We start from the raw sequence: 18,054 nt of genomic DNA, 5'->3' as shown, positions 1-18,054 counted from the left end.
CCGACGTGACGCCGAGCGCGACCCCACGCTGGGGACAACTCTGGGGACGACCATCCGCGGCGTCGCCCGCGGTCCACAGGGCGCCCGTCGGCTCGGTCCCCTGGGGGAGACTGGACCCGTGACCCCTGACATCCGACTCGTGGCCATCGATCTCGACGGGACGCTGCTGGACTCCGACAAGCGCCTGGACCCCGACTTCCCCGCCGTGCTGCGCGAGCTTCGCCGGCGCGGCGTGGCCGTCGTCCCGGCGAGCGGACGGCAGTGGGAGAGCATCCGCCGCGTCGTCGTCCCCGACCACGACACCGAGGCGGGGGCCGACCTCCTGCGCGAGCTCGACGTCATCGCGGAGAACGGGGCGCTGCTCGCCCGCGGGGAGGAGGTCGTCGCGATCGACCCCACCCCGCGCGGCACGCGCGCGACCGTCCTCGACGGCGTCGCGCGGTACGAGGCGGCGGGCGGCAACGCCGGCGTCGTCGTGTGCGGACGGCGCAGCGCCTACACCCACCGCGCGGACGAGGAGTTCCTCGCGGTCGCCCGTCCGTACTACCCGCTGCTCGAGGTGGTCGAGGACCTGCGCGCGGTGGACGACGACGACCTCAAGCTCGCCGTCTGGGACCCCAGCGGCGCGGAGGACGGCGTCCTCCCCGCGCTCGGGACGATCCCCGGCGCCCGGCTCCTGTCCTCGGCGCGGGTGTGGGTCGACGTCATGAGCCCGACGGCGGACAAGGGCCGCGCCCTCGGCGAGCTCCAGGACGCGCTCGGCATCGCCCCCGAGCAGACGATGGCGTTCGGGGACTACCCCAACGACATCGGGATGCTCCGGCGCGCCGCCTGGTCGTTCGCGATGGCGAACGCGCACCCCGACACCGTCGCCGTCGCCCGCCACCGCGCGCCCGGCAACGACGAGCGCGGCGTCACCCGCACCATCCGCGAGGTCCTCGCGCTGTAGCCGGCTCGCCAGCCTCAGGTCGCCGCGCCGGACCGGGGTGTCTCGCGCCGGTCACCGAGGACGGGCGCCGGTCGCAGCCTCCAGGCCCGCGATCCGACGACGACGGCACCATCGCCCACGTCGACGTGCGCACCCTCGCGGGTGCCCGGTCGCGCCCAGGCCCGCGTCGTCGCGACGACACGGTCGCCGAGGAACGCCTCGACCAGCGAGTGGTCGGCCATCACCCGCAGCCGCACCCGACCGGGAAGGTCCGCGCCGACGTGCCGGGACGGACGCTCGCGGGGACCAGCCACGTGCAGGACCACCTCCTCGTCGTCGCGGCGCGTGACCGTCAGCCTCGTCGTCTCGTCGCCACCCGGGCGGACGGCGACGACGACGCTGCCGCCCCGCGGCAGGTCGAGGTCCACCTCCAGCTCCCACATGGCGCCGTCGCTGAGCTCGAACCCGGCGCCACCCTCGGGCGAGGACGTCACCTCCGCCGACCCGTCGCGCAGACGGGTCACCTCACGGACCGGCGCCACGGCCAGCAGACCCTCCCGCAGCGACAGCTCGAGCGGCAGGCCCGCGCCACCGGCCCAGCCCCGGTCGCGATGCTCCTCGTCCGACAGCAGATCCTGCGTGATCGACCACAGCAGCACCCGGCCGTCCTCCGTGACACTCAGCGTTCCTCCGGTCAGGTAGCCGCCGACGTCCAGCGACCGCGGCGCGGTGTCGTCGGGTCGGAACCGACGCGCGTCCCGATCCCAGACGCCGACCCAGTACCAGACGTACTGAAGCCAGTGCGGCCCGGGCTCCGCCCACCAGGGCGAGACCAGGAACAGGTGGCGCTCGACGCCGTCCAGGCCTCGACCGATCGGGACGAGGCCGGGAAGCTCCCACATCACGCCGGTCTCCGGCTGCGCCGCGGCGTCGCCGACGAGGAGGGGCCCGACGGCGTCCCACGGGCCGTCCGGTCCCGGGGCGGCGAAGAGGAACGCGGTGCCGCCCCGCCCCTCGACACCCGTGCCGACGAGCTGGAACCACTCCTCGCCCTCGCGCCACACGAACGGGTCGCGGAACTCCCTCAGCAGGGTGAGGCCCAGCCCGGCGGCTGCCGCGGCTGCGTCGTGCCAGGTCGTCACGGGGCGTCGATCGGCCACCCACTCGCTCAGGTCGGCGGTCACGGGGCGGGCGACGACCGTCCGCTGGTTGGGGTCGTCGCGTTCGTCGCCCCCGGTGAAGAAGAGGTAGGGCGACCCCTCCGCGTCCTTCGCCGAGCTGCCCGACCAGATGCCGTCGGGCGCACAGGGAACGAGGTGCGGCTCGAGCGCGTGGCCGACGTCGCGCCACGTCACCAGGTCGTCGCTGACCGCGTGTCCCCAGGTGATGGCGCCCCAGAAGGGGCCGAGCTCGTTGCGCTGGTAGAAGAGGTGGTGCCGTCCCCCGTGGTGGAGCGCGCCGTGCGGCTCGTTCATCCACCCCGTGGGCGGCGAGAAGTGCCAGCGCGGACGATCGAGATCCGTGAGCGGCGCCGGCGGCCACGCCGAGCGCGGGTCGAGCGTCGGCGCGGGGAGGTCCTCGTCCTCCCCGTCCGCGAGGCGACCCACCTCGACCCTCCCGCACAGGCCGACGAACCCGTCGTACCAGGGCCGGCCGTCCACGAGCGGCCCGGACCACCCGCGGTCGCCGTGAACGCCGATCCGCACGCGCCACGCGGGGGCACCGTCGTGGCCCGCCGCCGGGAGACGCGTTGGCTCACCGGACACCGTGACGACGAGGACCCCGTCGGCGTCGACCGCGATGTCGACGAGCGCCCAGGTGAACGGCTCGAGCCGCGCGGGCACCGGATGATCGGTCCACCCGGCGCGGCCGTCACCCCTCCGGAGGACCCAGCGTGCGTCGCGGTCGATCCCGAGCACCCACCACGCATCGGCCGACTCCCCGGACGCGACGGCAAGGAGGGTCCCGGGCGGTCCCCCGGCGACCGTCGGCGCCACCCACGTCCGGGCGCGTTCACCAGGTGCCAGCTCGAGCTGGTCGCAGGCCGGGTCGGTCGTCGCGGCGCGGGTGCGCGTCGTCATGGTCTTCTCCGCGGGTTCGGTGGTGGAGGTCAGGATGCGGGCACGGACGCGGCGGCCGGCAGGTCGATCGCGCTGCGCTCGAGCCGCAGGGTGCCGTCCGTCTCGACGAGCACGGGGATGGGGTCGGACAGGCCCCCGACGAAGGGGCCGCCGTCGACCCACTGCAGGAACGCGAGGAAGACCAGCCGCCCGTCGGGGTCGCGCTCGAACCGTCCGGCGTACAGCTCTCCGTCGCCGCCGCACAGGAACCGATCCCCGGGGGAGCTCCACGGTCCGTCCTCGCTCGGCCCCATGACGTAGTGGGTGCCCGTCTCCCGGGCGGCCCGCCGGAGCCGACGGTGGGAGTGCTGGTCCCCGTAGACGCTGTAGCTGAGATACCACGTGCCCCTCTCCTCGACGAGCTGCGGCACCTCCATGTGGCCGAACTCCCGCGGGGCAAGGGCGGGCGGGATCGCCTCCCAGTCCAGCAGGGTCCGCGCGCGGGCCCGGCCGATGACACCGCGCTCGTCCACCGTCCCGGCGGTCCCTCGCGCGGTGAGCAGCATCCGGTGCTCGCCGTGCTCGGGCGACCAGTAGACCCACGGGTCCCGCCAGTCGATCGACTCCCAGCCGGGGACGCGCCCCTGGTACCAGCGCTCGTCGAGCGTCAGGACCGGCTCCGGGTGCTTCGTCCAGGTGACCAGGTCGTCGCTCGTGGCGACACCGATGCGCTGGGTCGCGCCCCCGTCGCGCCGGTCGACGCCGGTGTAGAACATGTACCAGGTCCCGCTCTCCTCGAGCACGGACCCGGTCCAGGTGGCGAGATCGTCCCACGACCCCACCGCGCCGGGACCGAGCGCGTCCGGAAGCTCCGACCAGGTGCGCAGGTCGGTCGACGTCGCGTGACCGACGCGCGCGTTGACGTGCCTCAGGTCGGGGTCGCCGAGGCTCTTGGGCGCCTTGAGGTAGAAGAGGTGGTAGACGTCCCGGTCCCGGGTCGTCCAGAAGTCCCACGTCCAGTGGTCGTCCAGCAGCAGCATGTGTCGGGCAGTCCTCGATGATCGGGCCCGGTGGCCGCGAGGGCGCTCGCGGCCACCGGGTCGGGCGGCAGGAAGTCGGTCAGGATGCAGCGTTGAAGCGGTCGAGAGCGGTCTGGTAGAGCTCCACGAGACGGTCGAGCCCCATCGCCTTCAGCTGGGACTCGTAGGCGTCCCACCCCTCCTCGACGCCGCCCTTGGCGATCCACTCGGCTCGCTGCGTGTTGACGAAGGTCTTCAGCTCCGTCTCGATCTGCGCGATCTCGCTGGACTCCTCGGCCGAGAAGCTGACGTTCGGGTACCACTCGGGCTCCGCCGCCGGCAGGTAGTACTCCTCCAGGTCGGCGAGCCGCTGGCTGGCGCGGGGCTCGGGCAGGACGACGGTGACGAAGTCCTCCTTGAGCACCACGTGCGGACCACCCGGGGCGACCTTCTGGCGGTACTCGCCCGCGGAGACCCCCTCCGGCATCTCCATCTGCTCCAGGACGCCGTCGGCGTTCTCCTCGAGCGTCACCCCGATCGGCCCCCAGGAGACCTGGGCGGACATCACCGGCTCGTAGAGCCGGTCGACCCAGCGCATCGTGACCTCCGGGTACTCGTTCGCCCGCGTGATCGCGAAGGCACCGGGCGCGTAGTCGCCACCGTTGGCGTGCCCGACCAGAGGGCCGGCGACGCCGTCGAGCGCGGGGACGAGGACGTAGTCCGCGGCACGGTCGGGTCCGACGACCTCCTCCGTCTCCCACCACACGTAGGCGCCGAGCGTCGGCTCCTCGGTCTTGCCCTTGGCCAGGTACGTCTTGTCGTCCTGGGTCAGCGCCTCCGGGTCGATGAGGCCCTCGGCGTACCAGTCCGCGAGCTGCGCGACGGCCTCGCGGTACTCGGGCTGCGCGGCCGTGTAGACGACCTTGCCGTCGCGGACGATCCGGTGGTCGAGGTTGTCCGGCATGCCGCCGAGCGCCGCCATGACGTCACCGACGTCCGCGCACCACCAGTCGCTGATGAAGCTGAACGGGATCTCGTCGTCCTTCCCGTTGCCGTTCATGTCGTTGTCGCGGAACGCCTCGAGCGCGGCCCGGAACTCCTCGATCGTCTCGGGGACCTCGAGACCGAGCTGGTCGAGCCACGTCTTGTTGATCGAGAGGAAGAAGGGCACCGCCCCGATGCCCAGCTCCTCGGCCTGGGGCAGGGTGTAGATGTGGCCGTCGGAGGACGTCACGGCCGCCTTGATCTCCGGCCGCTTCTCGAAGATCGCCTGAAGGTTCGGCGCATACTCCTCGATCAGGCCCTCGAGCGGGATGAGCGTGCCGTTCGACCCATAGGTGCTGATGTCGGCAAGGCTGAAGCCCGTGTTGTAGAAGGCGTCGGGCAGGTCCCCGCTCGCGAGCAGGAGGTTCTTCTTCTCCTGGTACACCGAGTCGGGAAGGTTCTCCCACTCGATCGTGACGTTGGTGTCCGCCTGCCACTCCTGGACGAGCTGCATCGTGGAGTAGTCCGGCGCGAGGGTCGACTTCTGGCCCGAGAACGTGAGGGTGACGGAGTCCTCGACGATCGGCAGACCCTCGACCTTGAAGCCCACCGACTCGGCAGCGCTGCCGTCGGCGTCCTCGGGTGTCGACCCCCCGCCCGAGCAGGCGGTGAGGGTGATCGCGGCTGCGCAGACGCCGACGATGGCGCCTCGGTGCATCCGATTCATGGTGTTCCTTTCACTGGGTGGAGCTGGAGGATCTGGTGGCCGGCGTCGGCGGGAGTCGTCAGCTCTTGACGGCCCCGAGCAGCGCACCCTTCGTGAAGTGCTTCTGCAGGAAGGGGATGAGGGCGATCACCGGGAGCGTGGAGACGACGATGGTTCCGTACTTGACCAGCTCGCCCACGCGCTGCGCCTGGGCATAGGACTCGATGTCCCCCGTGGTGGCGCCGAGCTGGGACAGGTCCGACTGGATGAGGATGTTCCGCAGGACGAGCTGGAGCGGGTACTTGTCCGCGTCGTTGAGGAAGATGAGTGCGTCGAAGAAGGCGTTCCAGTTCGCCACCTGGTGGATCATCGCCATGAGCACGATGAGCGACGTGGCGAGCGGGACGGCGATCCGGAAGAAGAAGCGGAAGTCGCTCGCACCGTCGAGCTGCGCCGCCTCGCGCAGCTCGTGCGGGATCGTCACGTCGAAGAAGGACCGGGCGATGAGCAGGTTCCACACGCCGACAGCGGCCGGGATCACCATGGCCCAGATCGTGTTGAGCATCCCCAGCTCCTTGACGACGAGGTACCGGGGGATCATTCCGCCGTCGAAGAAGAGGGTGATGACGAGCAGGAACGTGATCGTGCGCCGTCCCGGCAGGTCCCGCCGGGACAGGGCGTACCCGCCGCTCACGATGAGCACGACCGAGATGGCCGAGGCGAGCGCCGTGTAGAGCACGGAGTTGCCGAACCCGCGCAGGATCGTGGGATCGCTGAAGATCCGCTCGTACCCCTCGAGCGTGAACCCAGAGGGTGCCAGCAGGACCTGGCCGTTCTGCACGGCGTTCGGGTCGCTCACCGAGGCGATGACGATGAAGTAGATCGGGTACGCCACCGCGAGGATCGCGACCGACATGAGCAGGACGGACGCCCGGTTGAACGCCCGGTCGCTCACCCGGCCGCTGAGAGGCTGGCGGGGGCGCGGGGTGCGGGCGGCTGTGGCAGTGGCCATCTCAGATCACCGAGCTCTGCTGGAACCGGCGGGCCACCCAGTTGAAGGTGAGCAGCAGGCCGAGGTTGATGAGGGAGTTGAACAGCCCGATCGCCGCCGAGTAGGAGAACTGCGCCTGCTGCAGACCGGCCTGGTACACGTAGGTCTGGATGATCTGGGACGTGCTCATGTTGAGCGGTGTCTGCAGCAGGAGCGCCTTCTCGAACCCCACGTTGAGCAGGTTGCCGACGGCGAGGATGAACAGGATCGAGACGACGGGCAGGATGCCGGGGACGTCGACGTGCCGGATGCGCTGCAGAGCGCTCGCTCCGTCGATCTTCGCGGCCTCGTGGAGAGAGGGGTCGATGCCGGCGAGCGCGGCGAGATAGATCACCATCGAGAAGCCGGCGTCCTGCCAGACGCCCGATCCGATGTAGAGCGGGCGGAACCAGCCCGGTTCGGCGAGGAAGTTGATCGGGGTTCCACCGACGAGCGATATGACGTGGTTGACGAGACCCGACCGCGGGGAGAAGAACACGTAGATGATGCCGACCACGATGACCGTGGAGATGAAGGCCGGGGCGTAGAGCACCGTCTGCACGACGTTGCGGAACCGCTGCGACACGAGCTGGTTCACCAGCAGCGCGAGCAGGATCGGGATCGGGAAGACGACGAGCAGGTTGAGCACCGCGAGCACGAGGGTGTTGGTGAGCAGCAGGTCGAACTGGAACGAGGAGAAGAAGCGCTCGAAGTGCGCCAGGCCGACCCAGGGGCTGCCCGAGAACCCGTCGGACGGGTTGTAGTCCCGGAACGCGATCTGGACGCCGTACATCGGCCAGTACTTGAAGACCGCGAAGTAGAGGAGCACGGGTGCTAGTAGTACGTATAACTGCCAGGCGCGAAGAACGCGTCGCAGGCGGAGCGCGGTTCGCGAGCGGGTCACCGGGACGCCTCTCGGCGACTCGGAGCTCGCGGGCACATCCGGGGTGTTCAGCTGGGCTGTCATCTCACCTTCCTCGGTGACGCGACCGACTCGCGCTCGACGAGCGGACAGGGCACTCGGATCGACCGAGCGGGTTGGCCGGGGCGATCCTCGGCCTCGTCGGCGAGCAGGATCTCCACGGCGGTCCTTCCCATCTCGCGGAAGGGAAGACTCATCGTCGTCAGGCCCGGGCGGGTCTCGGCGGCGATGAGCTCCTGGTTGTCGAAGCCGACGATCGACACGTCGCCCGGCACCGACAGGCCGAGCTCCGCCAGCGCCTGCAGAGCACCCCACGCGGTGCGGTCGTTCGCGCAGAAGATCGCCGTCGGGGGCTCGTCGAGCGCCATGAGCTCATGCGTCCGCACGTAGCCGGACCCCGTCCCGCCCCCGCCGGAACGAACCAGCACCGGAGAGTAGGTGAGGCCGGCATCGCGCAGCGCCTCCCGGTAGCCGTCGTGGCGACCGGTGACGGCCGGCAGACCCGACTCCAGCTCACCGATGTTGATCATCGCGATGCGACGGTGCCCGTGGTCGAGCAGGTGCTGCGTCGCCTCGCGGCCGCCGCGCACCTCGTCCGGCGCCACCGACCAGGCCTGCCCCGAGACGTCCTGCGCGTTCAGGACGACGACGTCATAGGTCCGCAGCGCCGTCGGCACCGTGACGGCGCGGTTGTACATCGACGCGTAGACGAACTGCCGGATCTGGTGGCCGAGCATCTGCTCGACCGCGGCGGACTCGAGCCGGGCGTCGGCCTCCGTGTTGGCGACGACGAGCAGCCGCTCGTCGTCCCACGCCCGCTCCTGCGCTCCCTCGACGATCGATCCGGCGAACGGCGAGCTGGCCACCCGGTCGCCGATGAAGCCGATGATGGTGGAGTAGCCCTCGCGCAGCGCCTTGGCCATCTCGTTGCGCCGGTACCCGAGGGTTCGCGCGGCCTCTCGAACACGCTCGGAGGTCTCCTTGGAGATCCTCGAGTTGTCGCCGGCGCCCAGCACGATGGAGGCCGTGGCCTGCGAGACGCCCGCGGCGCGCGCCACGTCCCACATCGTCACCCGAGCCTGCATCGTTCCCTACCTTCGACGTCTCCGACGACGTCAGCGACAGCACCGTCGGACGTCAAGTTATAGGTATAACTTGACGGCGTCAAGAAGGTCCGGGCGCGAGCCGGGGTCCCGGGCTAGAGCCGGGCGTCACCCACCTCGTCGACGCCGGGCAGCCGACGCGTCGCGACCAGGTTCCGGTACCAGCGGGCCGAGTCCTTCCAGGTCCGCTCGAGCGTGTCGTAGTCGACGCGCACCAGCCCGAACCGGCGGGCGTATCCCCAGCCCCACTCGAAGTTGTCGAGGAGCGACCACGCGTAGTAGCCGCGCACGTCGGCGCCGGCGGCGATCGCGTCGGCGACCGCCGCGATGTGGTCGTGCAGGTAGGCGACCCGCAGCGGGTCGTGCACCGCGGCCACGACCTCCCCGTCGGCGCCCGTCTCCTGCGTGACGACGTCATCGAACGCCGCCCCGTTCTCCGTCACGTACAGCGGCAGGTCGGGGTAGCGCGCGGCGAGGTCGGTCAGCAGCCAGGTGAGCCCCGACGGCTTGATGTTCCAGCCCATCGCCGTGTACGGGCCGGGCTCCTGGACGAACGACACCCGGTCGGCCCCCACCCAGGGGCTCGTGCTGGACGCGCGGTGCCCGGCGTTCTCCGACGTGTCGTCCGCGGCGCTCGAGCGGCGCACCATCGTGGTCGAGTAGTAGTTGACGCCGAGGTTGTCGAGCGGCTGGTGGATGAGCTCGACGTCGCCGTCCAGGACGAACGACCAGTCCGACACCGCCGCCGTGTCCGCCAGCAGGTCGGCCGGGTAGGCGCCCTCGAGCATGGGCCCGGTGAACGCGCGGTTCGCGACCCCGTCGATCTGCCGCACCGCGTCGCGGTCCTCGGCGCTCGTCGGGTCCTCGGGCTGGATCACGTGCAGGTTGAGCGTGACGGAGCAGCGTGCCTGCGGCAGCACCTCGCGGATGGCGCGGACGGCGAGGCCGTGCGCGAGGTTGAGGTGGTGCACGGCCGCGAGCGCCGCCGCGGGGTCGGTGCGTCCCGGCGCGTGCACGCCGGACGCGTAGCCGAGGTAGGCGCTGCACCAGGGCTCGTTGAGCGTCGTCCACACCTCGACGCGCTCCCCCAGCTCCTGCGCCATCCGCCGCGCGTACTCGGCGAACGCGTAGGCGGTGTCGCGGTTGGTCCAGCCACCGGCGTCCTCGAGCTCCTGCGGCAGGTCCCAGTGGTAGAGCGTGACGACGGGCTCGATCCCCGCGGCCCGCAGCGCGTCGAGCAGGGTGCGGTAGAACGCGATCCCCTCCTCGTTGAACGCGCCGGCACCGCCCGGCTGCACGCGCGGCCAGGAGATGGACAGGCGGTAGCTGTCGACGCCGAGGTCGCGCAGGATCTGCACGTCCTCCGGCCAGCGGTGGTAGTGGTCGCACGCGACGTCGCCCGTGTCGCCGTACTCCGTCGCGCCGGGCGTGTGGGAGTAGGTGTCCCAGATCGACGGGCCGCGTCCGCCCTCCTGCGCCGCGCCCTCGATCTGGTACGCGGCGGTGGCGGTCCCGAACACGAACTCCGGGGCGAACACGGGGATGCTGGTCGTCGTCGACGTCATGTCCCCGAGCCTACGGCGACGCGGGTCGCCGACGCGGGGGAACGGCGCGAGCGGCCACTCCGGAGTAGCGTCGGGCGGGTGAGCGAGATCGAGGACGACGGCGGTCCGCCGGCGGTCCGCGCCCGGGGCGTCTCGGTGACGCGCGGCGAGGCCGAGGTGCTCCACGGGATCGACCTCGACGTGACGCGCGGAAGCGTCGTCGGGCTGCTCGGACCGTCGGGATCGGGCAAGACGACGCTGCTGCGCTCGATCGTCGGCGTCCAGGAGCACGTGACCGGGACGCTCGAGGTGCTCGGCCGACCGGCCGGGGCGCCGAGCCTGCGCCGCCGGGTCGGCTACGCGACCCAGGCTGCGTCGGTGTACGAGGACCTCACGGTCGAGGAGAACCTGCGCTACTTCGCGCGGCTGCTCGGAGCCGACGCAGCCGCCGTCGCCCGGACGCTCGACCGGGTCGGTCTCGCCGGCGAGCGCGGCCGCCTCGTCCGGACGCTCTCCGGCGGTCAGCGCGGCCGCGTCTCGCTCGGTGTGGCGCTCGTCGGCTCCCCGGACCTGCTCGTGCTGGACGAGCCGACGGTCGGCCTCGACCCCGTGCTGCGCGAGGAGCTGTGGGGGCTGTTCGGCTCGCTCGCGGACGGCGGCACGACCCTGCTGGTCTCGAGCCACGTCATGGACGAGGCGATGCGCTGCGACCGGCTGCTGCTCCTGCGCTCCGGGCGGCTCCTGCGCGAGTGCACGCCGGCGGAGCTGCTCGCCGAGACCGGCGCCGCCGACGCCGAGCAGGCGTTCCTCACGCTCATCGAGCGGACGACGGCCGAGGGGCGGGTGGCGTCGTGAACCCCCACCTCACGCTCGCGACCGCGGGACGCGTGCTCCGCCAGCTCCGGCGCGACCGCCGGACGATCGCGCTCGTCGTCGCGCTGCCCTGCGTCATCCTCGGGCTGCTCGCGTGGATGTTCGACGGCACCGACGTGCTCGACCGGTTCGGGCCGATCGCCGTCGGCCTGTTCCCGCTGCTCGTCATGTTCCTCGTGACGTCCGTCGCGATGCTGCGCGAGCGGACGAGCGGGACGCTGGAGCGGCTCATGACGACGCCGATCGGCCGCGGCGACGTCATCGCCGGCTACGCCCTGGCGTTCGGCGCGCTCGCGACGGTCCAGGCGGCCGTCGTGACGGGCTTCGCCGTCCTGGTCGGGATGGACGTCGAGGGTCCGATCGGGCTGGTCCTCGCGGTCGCGGTCGTGAGCGCGCTCCTCGGCTCGGCCGTCGGACTGGCCGGCTCGGCCATCGCGCGGACCGAGTTCCAGGCGGTGCAGCTCATGCCGGCGTTCGTGTTCCCGCAGCTCGTCGTGTGCGGGCTGCTCATGCCGCGCGAGGCGATGCCGGAGGTGCTGGAGTGGATCTCGCGCGTGCTGCCGCTCACCTACGCGGTCGAGGCCCTTGGCAGCCTGACCCGCGGCGGCGGGTGGGCCGACGTGCGCGGGGCGGTCGGCGTGATGGTCCTGTGGCTGGCCGGCGCGATGGTGCTCGGCGGGCTGACGCTGCGGCGACGGACGGAGTAGGCCGGGCAGCGTCCCGCGGCGCGATCACAGCTCCTGGGCGATCTCCCAGAGGTGGCCGGCCGGGTCGGCGAACGTCGCGGTGCGCGCACCCCATGGACGCTCGACCGGCCCGTTGAGCAGGACGATCCCGCGCGCCGTCAGCGCCTCGGCGACGGCGTCGACGTCGCCGACCTCGACCGTGACGAGCGCGCGGGCGCCGGGCGCGGCCGCCGGCGTGGTCGGCGCCACCATCCGGCCGCCCTCGCGCTCGGACACGAGCGTCACCAGGAGACCGGCGAGCCGGTACACGGCCCAGGCGTCGTCCGCGTACAGTTCCTCAGCACCCAGCAGCTCGCCGTAGAAGTGCAGGGCCTCCGGAAGGTCGTCGCAGACGAGCGTGACCTGGGTGATCACGCCGCGACTGAGCGGTCCGGGATCGATGGTCACGGGTCAAGGCTACGGGCCGTCGGGTTGAATGGCGCCCTGAGACGATGGTGCCGCGCGAGGAGGCGGGTAGATGAACTGGCTGGAGGTCTTCGGCTGGATTGGGTCGATCCTGGTGGTCTGGTCCCTGATGCAGGCCCGGTTGCTGCGGTTCCGCTGGATGAACTTCGCCGGTTCGGTCATCGCGACCGTCTACAACACGTGGGTGGGGATCTGGCCCTTCGCGGTGATGAACGGCGCGATCGCGATCATCGACGCGTACTGGATCAGCCGGCTCTACCGCGAGGCGCACGACGCGGCGACCTTCGAGGTGCTCGAGGTCGGACCGACCGACCCGTACCTCGCACGGCTGCTCACCCTGCACCGCGACGGCATCGCGGCGACGCACCCCGGCTTCGACTCCTCGCTCGTCGATGACCCGCGGGGACGCTCCGCGTGGCTCGTGCTGCGCGGCGACGAGACCGTCGGCGTCGTGGTGGTGTGGGACGACGGCACGGGGACCGCGGTCGTCGAGCTCGACTGGGTGAGCGAGCGCTACCGGGACTTCACGCCCGGGGAGTTCGTCCACCGCGACTCCGGGATCTTCGCCGCGAAGGGCTTCTCGCGGATCGTGGTCGAGGACGCGGAGCCGAACCTCTACGCGTATCTGCGGCGGGTCGGGTTCGAGCCCGTCGTCGGCAGCGACCAGCGGCGGTGGGAGCGCGAGGTCGCCGTCGCGGCCTGAGCCGGGAGGCCGGAGCGGCCGGCCCACACGGTGCGCACGGCCGAAACTTGCTCCAGGAAAGTTCGCCGCGACGGCGCGGCGTCCCCGTCCTACGGTCGAGCCATGGTTCGGATCGCTGCGGTCGAGACGTCGGTGACGGCACCGCTCGCCCGGGTGCGCGCCGAGTGGTGCACCGACCGGCTCGCCCGGTGGTGGTGGCCGATGTTCCAGGACACCACCTACGACTTCTCCCCCTGCGCCGGCCGTCCGTTCGCGATCCGGTCGCGTGCGGGCGGGTCGTCCGTCACCGGTCGGTTCCTCGACGTCGACGAGGACTTCCTCGTCCTGAGCTGGGTCTGGGCCGGCCCGTCCGGTCCGGAGCCGCCGGAGCGGGTCACCGTGTCGTTCGCCATGCCGATCATGCCGCCCTACGGCACGGCTCTCCGGGTGGCGCAGACCGTGCGGCCGGACACCCACGACCGGGTGACCGCGCGGTGGCGCGACCTGGTCGGGCGGCTCAGCGCGCTCCACGTCGCCGCCTGATCGGGCGCCCGGACCGCAGGGCGTGCTGGCCCGGTGTCCGCTCTCCGCGGATCCGCGCGGGGCTTCCGGCGTCCGGCGGTCGGTGTCGCCGCGCTGACCTGCGGCGACGCTCAGCGCGGCCGGATGCCGGCGGCAACCGTCCGCGGAGAGCGGACGGCCGTCCGGACCGGGTCGCCGGACCCCTAGGACTCCTGGTCGAGGAGCAGCGCGAAGGCGTCGAGCGCGGCCATCGGGTCGGGGCCGGTCGGCATGAGGACGGCCGTGGTCAGGCCGGCGGCCGCCAGCTCGGCCAGCCGCGCGCGCACCGCCTCCGGGGAGCCGGCGAGCGCGAGCTGACGGACCCACTCGGCGGGAAGGGCCGCCGCGAACCCCTCCTGTCCGACCTCGGCCCGCAGCTCGGCGATCCGGTCGGCGAACGGCAGCGGCGCGAGGTGGGGCGCCCAGTCCGGCTCGCCGACCCAGGCAAGGCCGGGGCGCACCGCGGCGACCGCGGCGGCCTCCGCGGCCGCCCCGCCGTCGAGACCGTCCGGGCCGTCCGGACCGTCCGGGCCCGCGGGGACGATCGCGGCGGGCAGGTACCCGGCGACGATCCAGTCATCACCAGCCGGGCGGCCGGCCTGCTCGCGCGCGGCGCGCACGTACTCCGGCGTCACGGGCTCGGCGAGGACGAGGCCGTCGGCGATCGACCCGGCCAGCGCGATCGAGCGCGGCCCGCGGACCCCGAGGACGACGGGCGGCACGACGTCGGGCAGCGCCGACGGCTCGAGCCGCCACTCGCGGTGCTCGCCGTCCCGGCCGACGTTGACGACGGGCAGCCCGCGGAGCAGGTCGCGCGTCGTCGTGGTCGTGGTGGCGAGGCGGTGGAGCGGTCGCGCGGGCCAGGCGCCGACGCGCCGCAGCCAGTCCGGCATGCCGTGCCCGAGCCCGACGACGAGGCGGCCCGGGTGGAGCTGCGCGAGCGTCGCCAGCTCCATCGCGCCGAACACCTCGTTGCGCGCGGCCGCCGGGAGGATCCCGATGCCGACGACGATGCGCTCGGTCGCGCCGAGGACCGCGGCCGCCTGCGCGATGCCGCCGCGGAACCCCAGATCCTCCACGACCCAGATCTCCGCGAGCCCGACCTCCTCCGCGCGACGCGCGTAGGGCAGGACGAGGTCGGTCGGCAGGTCGCGCGGGAGGAGGACACCGAGCGTCGGCAGGGCGGGGGGCGTGGCCGTCATCGCCCCAGTATCGCCAGGTTCTCGCCGCGGCGGGAACGCGGGTCGGGAAGCCCGGTGCCGGAACGACGGACGCGCGCGGACCTCGGGCCCTGGCCTCGCGGGGCGGCGGACGGTAGAACGGTGGGATGCGGATGTTCGTTGCCCTGCGGCCCCACCCCGAGGCGGTGGAGGACCTGTCCGAGTTCCTCGAGCCTCGCCGGGGAGCGTTCGACGTCGGCTGGACTCCGCCCGAGCGGTGGCACGTGACGCTCGCGTTCGTCGACCACGTGTCGGAGCGCGCGCTCGGCCGGTTCGAGGAGGCCCTCGCCGGCGTCGCGCGCAAGCGCTGCCCCCTCACCGTCCGGCTCGAGGGCGGCGGCGTCTTCCCCGACCCGTTCGCGGCCAAGGTGCTGTTCGCGGTCCCCGCGATGGGCGACCACTGCCGGCACGAGCTCGGGCGGCTGGCGTCGGGCGTGCGGACGGCGGCCACCACGTCCGGCCTCGAGATCGACGGCGCCCGGTTCGTCCCGCACGTCACGCTCGCCCGCTCCCGCCGGCCGATGCGCGCGCACCGGTTCCTCCAGGTGATGGAGACCTACTCCGGGCCGACGTGGCGCGCGAGCGAGATCGAGCTCGTCGCCTCGCACCTCGGCGAGGGCCGGGCCAGCGGGCGGCGCCACGAGGTCGTCGCCAGCTTCCAGCTCGCCGGCGTCGGGTGCGAGGACATCGAGGCGCGCGACCCCGGCGACCCGTTCGTCGAGCGCGCCGACGACGAGTACGGCGGGCAGCACCCGCACGAGTGAGCCTCGGACCAGCGGCTAGGTCGCGGCGGCCTGGCGGAAGAGCACCCGGAGCACGAGCGCGGTCCCCGCGGCGCCGACGAACGCCGCGAGATAGGTCGCCCAGGAGATCGTCTGCGTCAACATCGGCCCGCCCGGGACCGCGAACAGCATGACGGCGGCGAGCACGAGGATCCCGGCGACGATCGTCGGGACGAGCTCGGCCATCGCGGCCCGCGCGATCCCAGCGAGGCCGCCGACGACCGAGCGCGTCGGCCGGCCCAGCGCCAGCGACCGGACGCCGGCGTCGATCACCCCGGGTGCCGACGTCGCGAGCGACCCGAGCGCGATCCCGCGGGACACCGCCAGTCCCCTGACCTCGTCGAGGTCGACCAGGTCCTTCGCGACCTGCCGGGTGCCCGAGCGGACGAGGTCGGCCAGGTCGGCGCCGGGGTCGAGGATCGCGAGGCAGCCCTGGAGCGAGCCGACCGTGCGCAGCGCGCCGGCCACGTGCGGCGGGAGCGCGAGCCGGTGGGTGCGGAACACGTCGAAGAGCAGCGCGAGCCCGGCCGACCCGACGCCCGCGCCCCCGGCGATCACGGTCATCGCGGCGCCGAGGTCGCGGCGCAGCGCGTACGCGTCGTACTCCCCCGGCGGGAGCAGCCGCAGCAGCAGCGTCACCGCGGTCTCGTTGTCCTCGGCGTCGAACGCGGCGAGCAGGCCGAGGATCAGCTCGCGCAGCTCCCGGTCCAGGACGCCGACCGACCCGAGGTCGAGCAGCACGAGACGCGCGTCCGGCGTCACGACGACGTTGCCGGGGTGCAGGTCGGCGTGGAACACGCCCGTGACGAGGATCTGGTGGAGCACGCTCGCCATGAGCGTCCGGGCGAGCTCGGCCCGCCGCTGCGCCGGCAGGGTCGCGAGGAAGGCGGCGCCGCGATCGAGCGTCACGCCCTCGACCTCCTCCATGACGACGACGCGGGCCGTGCTCTCGGCGTCGTGCACGACCGGGACGCGGACGTCGCTCGACGCCGTCGCGGCCGCGACGAGGCGCATGTTCTCGGCCTCGCGGCGGTAGTCCAGCTCCTCGACGAGCGCCGTGGAGAACCCGGCGACGAGGCCCTCGACGTCCATGTCGCGGGCCCACGCGGCACGGGAGGTGAGCGTCCGCGCGAGGCGCTGCAGGATGTCGACGTCGACGCTCACCTGCTCCCGGGCGTCCGGCCGCTGCACCTTGACGACGACCCGGAGCTCGACCGGCCGCCCGTCGTCGTCGACCTCGTCCGTGACGAGCCGAGCGCGGTGCACCTGCGCGATCGACGCGGCCGCCAGCGGATCCTCCTCGACCCGGAGGCGGTCGCGCCAGCCGGGCAGCTCGGCATCGAGCACCGCGGCGATCCGGTCCCACGGCTCGGGGGCGACGGAGCTCTGCAGCGTCGCCAGCTCGGTCACGAGGGCGGGCGGAAGGAGGTCGCCGCGGGTCGAGGCGACCTGGCCGAACTTCACGAAGGTGACGCCGGAGTCCTGGAGCACCTCGACCAGAGCGCGGCCGATCCGCGTCCCGTCGGCACCGCGCGGGTCGCCGCGCAGGAGGCGACGCAGCCCGTGCCGGGTCACGATCGCGCCCACCTGGACGTAGCGGCGGGTGCGGCGCCGCGCCGCGATGGCATCGCGGACCCAGGTGATCGGGTCGCGCACCGAGCCCGTCGGCGCGAGCATCTCGGCCAGGAGCAGGAGCGCGACGCCGAGCAGGAAGGCCCAGACCAGGACGAGGAGGATGACGGCGACGGTGACCTCGGGCGACGCGGTCAGCTCGAGGGTCGCGGCGTCGACCAGCGCGGCAGCGCTGGCCGCCCGGGTGAGCATCGGCGAGAGCAGCAGGTAGAACACGAGCCCGACGACGAGCCCGCGCGCCCAGCCGACCGGGGCGCCGAGCAGCCGCCGGGCGACGAACCGCGCGAGCGACGCGACCGCGAGGGCCGTGACGAGTGCGAGCACCCAGGTCAGCGGGTTCACGTGGACGTCCTCAGGCGAGCCGGGCCGGGAAGCCGCCCGTGGCGATCGGGCCCCACCGCGTGATGGTGAGGCGGACGAGGCACTTGCCCTGGGCGAGCATCGCGGCGCGGTACTCGTCCCAGTCCGGGTGCTCGCCGGCGATGACCCGGTAGTACTCGACGAAGTCGTCGAGGGCGTCGGGCAGGTCGAGCACCTCGGCGGTGCCGTCGACCTGGACCCAGGGGTCGGCGAACGGGGACGACACGGCCATGAGCGAGGCGGCCGCGTTGCGGCGCAGGTTGTGCACCTTGGCGCGCTCGGGGTAGGTGGACACGACGACGCGACCCGCCCCGTCGACGCCGTACGTCACGGGGCTGAGCTGCGGCGAGCCGTCGCGGCGGGTGGTGACGAGGACGCCGTCGCGCCGCTCGCGGAGGAAGGCGAGCAGGTCGGGCAGGTCGACGCGGTCGGAGCGAGCGATCGTTCGGGCCATGGATCGAGCGTAGGGGGCCAGGCGCCGGGCAGGCACGGGGTGG

Annotated in this window: 17 protein-coding genes; 6 read left to right on the top strand and 11 right to left on the bottom strand. The window is 72.8% G+C overall.

The genetic code is table 11. The features are described 5' to 3' along the window. Nucleotides 1-118 precede the first annotated feature (118 nt). Complete coding sequence (locus EDD28_RS06695) at nt 119-949, top strand: HAD hydrolase family protein (RefSeq protein WP_245967948.1); 831 nt, start codon at nt 119-121, stop codon at nt 947-949. A 14-nt stretch (nt 950-963) separates the two neighbouring features. On the opposite strand, the gene EDD28_RS06690 is transcribed toward EDD28_RS06695, so the two are convergent. The 7 genes from EDD28_RS06690 to EDD28_RS06660 all read right to left on the bottom strand — a co-directional run bounded on the left by EDD28_RS06690 (nt 964) and on the right by EDD28_RS06660 (nt 10,317). Then, nucleotides 964-3,009, bottom strand: coding sequence for a glycoside hydrolase family 32 protein (locus EDD28_RS06690; RefSeq protein WP_123738896.1), 2,046 nt, complete (start codon nt 3,007-3,009; stop codon nt 964-966). Between the two features lie 29 nt (nt 3,010-3,038). Then, nucleotides 3,039-4,028 (bottom strand): family 43 glycosylhydrolase, encoded by a 990-nt coding sequence (locus EDD28_RS06685; RefSeq protein WP_123738895.1) that lies wholly within the window; start codon nt 4,026-4,028, stop codon nt 3,039-3,041. Nucleotides 4,029-4,107: 79 nt separating this feature from the next. Beyond that, nucleotides 4,108-5,709, bottom strand: a complete 1,602-nt coding sequence (locus EDD28_RS06680) for an ABC transporter substrate-binding protein (RefSeq protein WP_211339129.1) — start codon at nt 5,707-5,709, stop codon at nt 4,108-4,110. Nucleotides 5,710-5,776: 67 nt separating this feature from the next. Then, the gene (locus EDD28_RS06675; protein ID WP_123738893.1) at nt 5,777-6,709 is read right to left on the bottom strand and encodes a carbohydrate ABC transporter permease; all 933 of its coding nucleotides are present in this window, start codon (nt 6,707-6,709) and stop codon (nt 5,777-5,779) included. Between the two features lies 1 nt (nt 6,710). Next, nucleotides 6,711-7,631 (bottom strand): ABC transporter permease, encoded by a 921-nt coding sequence (locus tag EDD28_RS06670; protein WP_245967947.1) that lies wholly within the window; start codon nt 7,629-7,631, stop codon nt 6,711-6,713. A gap of 59 nt (nt 7,632-7,690) precedes the next feature. Further along, nucleotides 7,691-8,734: a LacI family DNA-binding transcriptional regulator gene (locus EDD28_RS06665; RefSeq protein WP_245967946.1), complete on the bottom strand. Its 1,044-nt coding sequence runs from the start codon at nt 8,732-8,734 to the stop codon at nt 7,691-7,693. A gap of 113 nt (nt 8,735-8,847) precedes the next feature. Continuing rightward, nucleotides 8,848-10,317 (bottom strand): GH1 family beta-glucosidase, encoded by a 1,470-nt coding sequence (locus EDD28_RS06660; protein WP_123738891.1) that lies wholly within the window; start codon nt 10,315-10,317, stop codon nt 8,848-8,850. Between the two features lie 78 nt (nt 10,318-10,395). On the opposite strand from EDD28_RS06660, the gene EDD28_RS06655 reads away from it, so the two are divergent. Then, nucleotides 10,396-11,151, top strand: coding sequence for an ABC transporter ATP-binding protein (locus EDD28_RS06655; protein WP_425469966.1), 756 nt, complete (start codon nt 10,396-10,398; stop codon nt 11,149-11,151). Beyond that, nucleotides 11,148-11,876, top strand: a complete 729-nt coding sequence (locus EDD28_RS06650) for an ABC transporter permease (protein ID WP_123738890.1) — start codon at nt 11,148-11,150, stop codon at nt 11,874-11,876. The genes EDD28_RS06655 and EDD28_RS06650 overlap by 4 nt, the downstream gene beginning before the upstream one ends. 24 nt (nt 11,877-11,900) lie before the next feature. Here EDD28_RS06650 and EDD28_RS06645 read toward each other — a convergent pair whose 3' ends face one another. Then, the gene (locus EDD28_RS06645; RefSeq protein ID WP_123738889.1) at nt 11,901-12,302 is read right to left on the bottom strand and encodes a VOC family protein; all 402 of its coding nucleotides are present in this window, start codon (nt 12,300-12,302) and stop codon (nt 11,901-11,903) included. Nucleotides 12,303-12,372: 70 nt separating this feature from the next. Between EDD28_RS06645 and EDD28_RS06640 the strand changes: the two genes are divergently transcribed. Together EDD28_RS06640 and EDD28_RS06635 are read left to right on the top strand one after the other, a co-directional pair. After that, entirely contained in the window at nt 12,373-13,023 is a 651-nt protein-coding gene (locus tag EDD28_RS06640; RefSeq protein ID WP_123738888.1) for a YgjV family protein, read from the top strand. A gap of 102 nt (nt 13,024-13,125) precedes the next feature. Then, nucleotides 13,126-13,545 carry an SRPBCC family protein gene (locus tag EDD28_RS06635; RefSeq protein ID WP_123738887.1) on the top strand — a complete coding sequence of 140 codons (420 nt, stop codon included), beginning with the start codon at nt 13,126-13,128 and terminating at the stop codon, nt 13,543-13,545. A gap of 182 nt (nt 13,546-13,727) precedes the next feature. Here the strand turns inward: EDD28_RS06635 and EDD28_RS06630 are convergent, their stop codons facing one another. Beyond that, complete coding sequence (locus EDD28_RS06630; protein WP_123738886.1) at nt 13,728-14,765, bottom strand: LLM class flavin-dependent oxidoreductase; 1,038 nt, start codon at nt 14,763-14,765, stop codon at nt 13,728-13,730. A 125-nt stretch (nt 14,766-14,890) separates the two neighbouring features. On the opposite strand from EDD28_RS06630, the gene thpR reads away from it, so the two are divergent. Continuing rightward, nucleotides 14,891-15,547, top strand: coding sequence for an RNA 2',3'-cyclic phosphodiesterase (gene thpR, locus EDD28_RS06625; RefSeq protein WP_123738885.1), 657 nt, complete (start codon nt 14,891-14,893; stop codon nt 15,545-15,547). A gap of 15 nt (nt 15,548-15,562) precedes the next feature. On the opposite strand, the gene EDD28_RS06620 is transcribed toward thpR, so the two are convergent. Both EDD28_RS06620 and EDD28_RS06615 read right to left on the bottom strand, forming a co-directional pair. Then, nucleotides 15,563-17,539, bottom strand: a complete 1,977-nt coding sequence (locus EDD28_RS06620; RefSeq protein ID WP_123738884.1) for an ABC1 kinase family protein — start codon at nt 17,537-17,539, stop codon at nt 15,563-15,565. A 10-nt stretch (nt 17,540-17,549) separates the two neighbouring features. After that, nucleotides 17,550-18,011 (bottom strand): PPOX class F420-dependent oxidoreductase, encoded by a 462-nt coding sequence (locus EDD28_RS06615; protein ID WP_123738883.1) that lies wholly within the window; start codon nt 18,009-18,011, stop codon nt 17,550-17,552. Between the last annotated feature and the right edge of the window lie 43 nt (nt 18,012-18,054).

It is taken from the genome of Salana multivorans (genome assembly GCF_003751805.1).
Lineage (GTDB): Bacteria > Actinomycetota > Actinomycetes > Actinomycetales > Beutenbergiaceae > Salana > Salana multivorans.
Note: the sequence above shows the minus strand (reverse complement) of the source record. Positions and strands in the feature narration are given on the sequence as shown.